We start from the raw sequence: 6,126 nt of genomic DNA, 5'->3' as shown, positions 1-6,126 counted from the left end.
GTCCAGGCGCGGCGCGGGCGGCGGCGGACCGCTGGCCGCGCGGCGGGGCGTGGGGGTGCGGCGTCCGGACAGCAGGGCCCAGGCTGAGGCGGCGATGGCCTGCCCGACGGCCATGGCGGCGGTGGCGGCCTGGCCGATCGCGGTGAGGACGGCCTGTGCGGCCGACCGCAGAGCGGCGCCGGTGAAGCCGAGGGCGGCGATGGCGGCGTCCACGGCGGCGTCGATCCGCGCGGCGACCCAGCCCTCCCACTGGACGAGGGTCTTGGCGGCGCGTGAGTCGATGAGCAGGTCGGCCAGCCGCGATGATTGTTCCTTCACGGGGCCTCCCCGCCGGCCCCGGCCCCGGCTCCGGCGTCTGGAGCGGTCCCGGCGGGAGCGGGTGTGCCGGGAGGGGTGGGCAGCGCGGGCTGCTGGTCGAACGGGTTCGGCACGCCGGGTACGGGAGGCGGCGCGGCGAACTGGGTGAAGTCGATCCGGGACGGCCCGTCGGGGTTGTCCTCGGTGTAGCCCCAGGAGGTGACCTCGGCCTCGGTGTACCCGGCTTCGAGGAGGGTCTGCCGGACGGGCACGCCCGCCTCCTGTTGCTTCTTGACGGCCTCCCATGCCTCGCGGCCGGAGATGAGCTGGGGCGGTTTCCAGTGCACGGCGACGATCGCGTCGATCCCCAGCAGCCGCAGCGCGAACGAGGCGGCGTCGCGCCAGGTCGCGGCGAACGACCGCTGCCGTGCGTTGACCTTGTTGATCAGGGGGTCCTTGTCCTGCCGCTGCGACTCCCCTGAGGGCAGCGAGGCGGGGCCGCCGAGCACCTGCTGGAACTGGCTGAGGGGCGTCCCGGTGGAGGCCGCCATCGCGCCGACGATCCAGTTCAGCGGCTTGAGGAACTGCTCCATGTCGGCCGGGGAGAACTCCTTGACGTCCTTGACGTACTTGAGCAGCCAGACGCGGCCGGGGCCGGCGATCAGCTGGGACTCCAGGTCCTCGGGGTCGGTGTCGTCGTCTTCGCCCCAGTCGGTGTCGTCGTCGGTGGCGGCGCCGGGCTCGATGAGCGCGACCCGCTGGGGGGCGGCGGCGAAGTCGACGGCGCTCATCATGTTGGTGATCAGCTTGGTGGTGGCGTCCTGGGCGCCGTAGGCGCGCCAGTGCTCGGGCCTGCCGTAGGGGCGGGCAGTGCGGAAGTGGAAGAACGGCAGTCCTTCGAAGTCCCAGGGGACGGGCATGACGCCGGACTCGTCGGTGTGCTCGTCGATGTGGGGCTCGAAGTCGGCGGGGGTGTCGCCGCGGGTGCGTTTGGACACCAGCTTCACCACGTGGCCGGGTTCGCCGTGGTCGCCGGGGTAGTAGAGGTTGACGCGGATGCGGGCGTCCTTGCCGGTCCCGGTCTGCCAGCGTTTGATGGCCAGCCGCTTGCGGCGGGGTTTCTCGGGGTCATAGAGGACGCGGACCGATAGCGGGGAGTTGTAGTACACCTCGATGCCGGTGACCTGGCCCTGGTGGTCGAGCTCGGGCCAGACGAACAGGTAGGCGTCGCCGAGCGACAGGGCCTTCTCGTGGAGTTCGGGGGCCTCGATCGCCAGCTCGTTGGCGTCCCAGAACAGTTCGTTGAGCAGGCGGGTCGGCTCGTTGTCCTGCGGATCGTCCTCGGTGTCGTCGGGATCGCTGTCCTGGTCGGTGGTGCCGGGGCCGGAGCCGGGTTCGGTGCCGGCGTCATCCTCCCCCTTTCCGTCCGCGTCGCGGTTGTCCCCGCTGTTGGTGTCACTGCCGCTGCCGCCGGTGTCCTCACCGGTGTCGGCGGTGGTGTCGTTGATGGGCTCGGCCGTCAGTGCGCCGATCTCCAGCCGATCCAGCACGGCGTCCACCACGCGCCCCGCCAGGTTGATCTGGAAATCGCGTGAGGATCCCGTCAGCAGCTTGCGCAGCAGCGGGGACAGGAACTTCTCCTCCGCCTTCCCCTCGTAGTACTCCTCGGCCTCCTCGTAGCCGGGCTGGGCGTCGTTCAGCGCTGTGAGCGCCTCGTCCAGGTCTGCGGCCACCTCCCGGACCTCAGGGTCCACGGTGACGGTGTCGTCCATCGGTCAGCGTCCCCCCGTGTAGTTGACGGTCTTGGCCCCGGCCCGGGGTTTGGTCTTGATGAAGTAGCGGACCCCGGCGCCGACCGCGTCGATCAGGTCATCGTGCAGGACATCCGGGTAGGCCGTCATCTGGTCCTCCAGCTCGGGGAACCGCTTGGCGTGCAGCACCCGGTGCCTCTGGTACTGGTTGAGCAGGTCCGCGGCGCGCACGGGTTTGGGTGCCGATTCGGTGTGCACGAGCAACCTGACGGGGAGGTCGTGCAGGATGCTGCGCCAGGTGTCGCCGCCCTGGTTGACCTCGATCCGCACGGCGCCGATCTCGGGGAACGCCTCCAGGATCTGCAGCACCCTGTCGCGCAGCCGGGCCGGGGGCAGCCGGAGGGCGGCGGCGTGGCGGACCACGCACAGCGGCTGCCGCACCTGCGGCGCGGTCTTGGCGGTGCACGCGGGGCCGGGTCCGCTGCGGTCGGCGGTCTGGGGCGGCCGGTAGGCGATGACGGCCAGGCCGTAGTAGTCGGAGGTGCGCTTGTCGGTGACGGCCGGGTCGATCTGCAGCAGCACCCGCGCGGCGTCGGGGATGTCGCCGTACACGAAGTCGTCGGGGGTCCAGTAGTCGCCGTCCATGCGGACCGGCTGGTTCAGGAAGTTCTTCTTGTAGGAGCGGGTGTGGGCGATGCTGGCCAGGTAGGAGACGGGCCATTTCACTGGCCAGATGGAACGTTCCCGGCCGTCGGCGGTCTTGATGATCGGCTCGAAGTAGTGGACCTGGAACGCCTCGTCGGTGATCCAGTCCGGGACGTCCTCGGCCGTGGTGACGGTCTTGACGAGCTGGTGGACGATCGAGCCGGGCATGGTGACCGTGCCGACGAGGGCGACGTGCGCGCGTTCGTTCATCGCCAGCACGGTGTCGGTGATCGTGATCAGCCGCTTGCGCGCCTGGTAGGCCGAGTAGTTCGACTCGTCGGGCTCGACGTCGTCCAGGATGATCAGGTCGGGTCGGCGGTTCTTCGCATCGACCAGGCCCAGCACCTCGCTGTCGAGGCCGCGGGCGGCGAAGGAGAATTCGGAGCGGGTGTGCATCATCTGCCGTGAGTCGGCGACGTTGCCGCCGGTCGGCCGCCGCGCCGGGGCGCACAGGTCGGGGAAATCGGAGCGGAGCAGGACGTTGGTGTCCAGCTCCCGTTTGAACCCTGACAGGTGGGTCTCGGCCTGCGTCCCCGAGGAGGAGAACGCGGCGATGAACCTGACGTGGCCGTGCGCGGCAGCCCATAGCGGCAGCACCTTGAACAGGATCGTCGATTTGCCCGACTCGCGGGGCGCGACGAACGCATGCCGGCCTTGTCGCGGGCCCGGGCTGCGCAGCCAGCGGCGGCCATGCCGGAACAACGCCAGATGCAGGTCCGCGAACGTGATGCGGCCATCGTCGTCGCGGATCAGGTGGGGCGTGTAGAGGACGGCGAACAGCAGCGGGTCCAGCCGGGTCAGCAGGCGGCGGCCCTCGGGAGTGGCCAGCAGCCGCTCGTCGACGTGCTCGAGCACGTGGGCGGTGAGGTCGAAGGTCTCGGCGTCGGCTCCGGCCAGGTAGCCATCGGCCGCGCACCTGCCGGTGCGGGCGCTGCGGGAGCGGGTGTGAGTGTCGGTCACCGGCGCCACCCGACCCTGGCCAGGCCGCGCAGAGCACCTGCCACGCGCGGGATGACCTCCAGACAGGCCCGGCAGGATTCGGCGGCCATCTCGTACTCGTGGCAGCACACAACCCGCCGGCATCCGGGACAGGCGTGGCGCGACCGGGCCGGAACCTTCGGCGGCGCAGCGGTGGCCGTCACTCCTCGCCCCTCAGCCGGGCCTCCTCAGCGGCAACGCGTGCTCGCGCCTCGTTCAGCAGCTCGGCGAGCGCGGTGTCGGCTGGATCGACCTGGTGGATGGTGAGGTCAGCGCGCACGGGCGTGTCGAGGCCGAGCAGCCGGATCCGCCGGTCGATCAGCCGCAGGCAGAAGTTCCCGGCCTCTAGATCGCCCTGGAGCGCCTTCCCCCATGCTGCGGCCTGCAGCCGGTCAAGGCGCTCCAGCTCTGTCGCGCGCAGCTCGGCCGACCGCCCCGCCAGCTCAGAGGTGTTCGCCTCCAGGGCACGTGCGATGTCCTTGGACACCGCGGCGCGGCTGGAGTATTCGAGCTGCTCGGCGATCTTATCCAGGGGCACACCGGCCAGCCGCAGCTGGATCGCCTTCGCGCGGCGGGCCGCGACCTCGGCTCGCCGCGCCTTAGAGACGCCCATCCCGCCTTTCCCGTCCTTCCCTCGCCGGTCCCCTGCCCTGCTTGTGTGGGGCCCGTGATGTTGGCACGTCTTGTGGGTTGGCATGTCGCCTTGATGGCGTGGTCTTGGTGATCAATTAAACGCCAGGCGGGGCGTGGGTGACCTGCGCTGTTGGTGGTGTCGCGCCGGGGGGTGTGTCGGGAAGGGTGGGGACTTGTTGTGGCGGTGGTGGTTCACAGTGGCGTGGTATGGGCGGATGTTGGTGGATGTTGTGGTCGGGTTGGTGAGGGGCATGGGGTGGCGTGCTTGCGCTGCGCGGCGGTCCGGGAGGGTGGGTGGCGGTGCGGCGGAGGGTGAGCCGGGGTGTCCCGTTGTTGTTTGAGGGGTGCGGGTGAGTGTTCGGGGTGGTTGGGGGCGTGCGAAAGGGGGCAACCTGAGGTTGCCCCCATTTCCGCTGTCCGGGGGCGGGCCGTGTGTCGGGCTGCCCCCGGGGGTCTGTCAGGCCGCGTCGGCGGCCCCGGTGATGGCGGTGTTGATCTCGGCGGCGAGAGCGGTGAGGACGCGGGCGCGGAACCCGGTCTGGGTGGTGCGGACCTTCTTGGCCTGCATGTCGGCGTACAGGTCCTCGACGGCCTGCAGGAGGGTCTGGGCGCCGGTGAGGGTGGTGGTGACGTAGGCGTTGGCCCCGGCGCCGGCCTTGCGGATCTCGGCCTGGTCGATGTCGGCGAGCAGGTCGGCGTGCGCATGGGGGTCCAGGCGCCCGGCGAGGAAGTTCAGCATGCGCTGGCCGACGCGCAGGCGCAGGGTGGTCTGCTCCTCCTCGGGGGTCTGGTCGGAGGTCTGCATCTGGGCGGTGATGTAGGCGGCGGCCTCGTCGGCGAGGATCGCGGTGCAGGTCCCGCAGACCGGCAGGTCGGCCCGCTCGCCCTCGGCGGGGATGGTGGCGTTGGCCTCGCAGGGGACGGTGCCGTCGGGGCGGGTGGGGTGCTTGCGCTTGCCGGTCTTGGTGGCGACGTAGGTGATGGTCATCGGTTCCTCCGTGGTGGTGACCCGTCCGCTTATGTCTTCAAGTTTGGCCTACTTGAGAGACATAATCAACCTCGTCACCGGCTTCCCGGTGGCCGAGCTCGGCCACCGGCGGCTGCACGCGGCGGCTGCGTTCGTCACCGGCCTGCGCCAGCCACCCTCGGGGCCGTCCAGGTTCACCGAGAGCCGATGGCGAGGCGTCCCCTGGGAGAAGGGCTGCCGGGGCGATGTCTGCCGGTGAGGTCACGACGTCGGCGCGGAACTCCCAGGGCGGGGAGATGGAGGAGGACGGCGGCACGCCGGCGGCCATGGCGAAGGCCCGGCCGAGGTGTCCGGCCGGGCCTTCGCCATGCGGTGGGACCGGCGAACCGGCCCCAGAGGTCAGCGGGGGTCGCGTCCGTGCTGGGCGCGGAACGCCTCGCGGATGGGCCGGTCCTGCTCGGGGGTGGCGTCGATGTGCAGGTATTCGATGGGGCCGTAGCCCTGGCGGGCGAAGATGTGCGCCAGGTGGCGGCGTCCGATGATCACGCTGAACTCTTCGCCGCCCACTGTCACGTTCACCAGGCCGCCGAGGTTGGTGTCCTTCATCTCGCGGCGGGCGGCCTCGGCGAACACCCTGGCAACGGTGTCGGTGGTGATGTCGGTGATCATGCGGTGAAAGTCCATTGGGCCGCTCCTTTCATCGGGGCTCTTGATGTCGCACGGCAAGGGCTCTGGCAGCGTCGTCGGCGGCCCGCGGCCGCCAGCGCGGCGCGGACAGGAGACGGACGGCCGCCC

Annotated in this window: 7 protein-coding genes; 1 reads left to right on the top strand and 6 read right to left on the bottom strand. The window is 70.8% G+C overall.

Going from position 1 to position 6,126, the window contains the following annotated elements:
- From ABD811_RS25445 to ABD811_RS25425, 5 genes are all read right to left on the bottom strand, one after another.
- Positions 1-318: hypothetical protein (locus tag ABD811_RS25445; RefSeq protein WP_344952505.1), on the bottom strand; the 318-nt coding region annotated here is incomplete at its 3' end.
- Complete coding sequence (locus tag ABD811_RS25440) at positions 315-2,069, bottom strand: phage portal protein (RefSeq protein ID WP_344952503.1); 1,755 nt, start codon at positions 2,067-2,069, stop codon at positions 315-317. The genes ABD811_RS25440 and ABD811_RS25445, both read right to left, overlap by 4 nt.
- A 3-nt stretch (positions 2,070-2,072) precedes the next feature.
- Positions 2,073-3,713, bottom strand: a complete 1,641-nt coding sequence (locus ABD811_RS25435) for a hypothetical protein (protein WP_344952501.1) — start codon at positions 3,711-3,713, stop codon at positions 2,073-2,075.
- Positions 3,714-3,891: 178 nt separating this feature from the next.
- The gene (locus ABD811_RS25430; RefSeq protein ID WP_344952499.1) at positions 3,892-4,344 is read right to left on the bottom strand and encodes a hypothetical protein; all 453 of its coding nucleotides are present in this window, start codon (positions 4,342-4,344) and stop codon (positions 3,892-3,894) included.
- A gap of 477 nt (positions 4,345-4,821) precedes the next feature.
- Positions 4,822-5,352, bottom strand: a complete 531-nt coding sequence (locus tag ABD811_RS25425) for a hypothetical protein (protein ID WP_344952497.1) — start codon at positions 5,350-5,352, stop codon at positions 4,822-4,824.
- Positions 5,353-5,404: 52 nt separating this feature from the next.
- Here ABD811_RS25425 and ABD811_RS25420 point away from each other — a divergent pair, with 52 nt between their 5' ends.
- On the top strand, positions 5,405-5,590 hold the full coding sequence (locus tag ABD811_RS25420) for a hypothetical protein (RefSeq protein ID WP_344952495.1): 186 nt from the start codon (positions 5,405-5,407) through the stop codon (positions 5,588-5,590).
- A 140-nt stretch (positions 5,591-5,730) separates the two neighbouring features.
- Here the strand turns inward: ABD811_RS25420 and ABD811_RS25415 are convergent, their stop codons facing one another.
- Positions 5,731-6,015 (bottom strand): hypothetical protein, encoded by a 285-nt coding sequence (locus ABD811_RS25415; protein ID WP_344952494.1) that lies wholly within the window; start codon positions 6,013-6,015, stop codon positions 5,731-5,733.
- Positions 6,016-6,126 lie beyond the last annotated feature (111 nt).

Source organism: Actinomadura miaoliensis, from assembly GCF_039536785.1.
Lineage (GTDB): Bacteria > Actinomycetota > Actinomycetes > Streptosporangiales > Streptosporangiaceae > Spirillospora > Spirillospora miaoliensis.
This window is presented reverse-complemented; position numbering and strand designations above follow the sequence as displayed.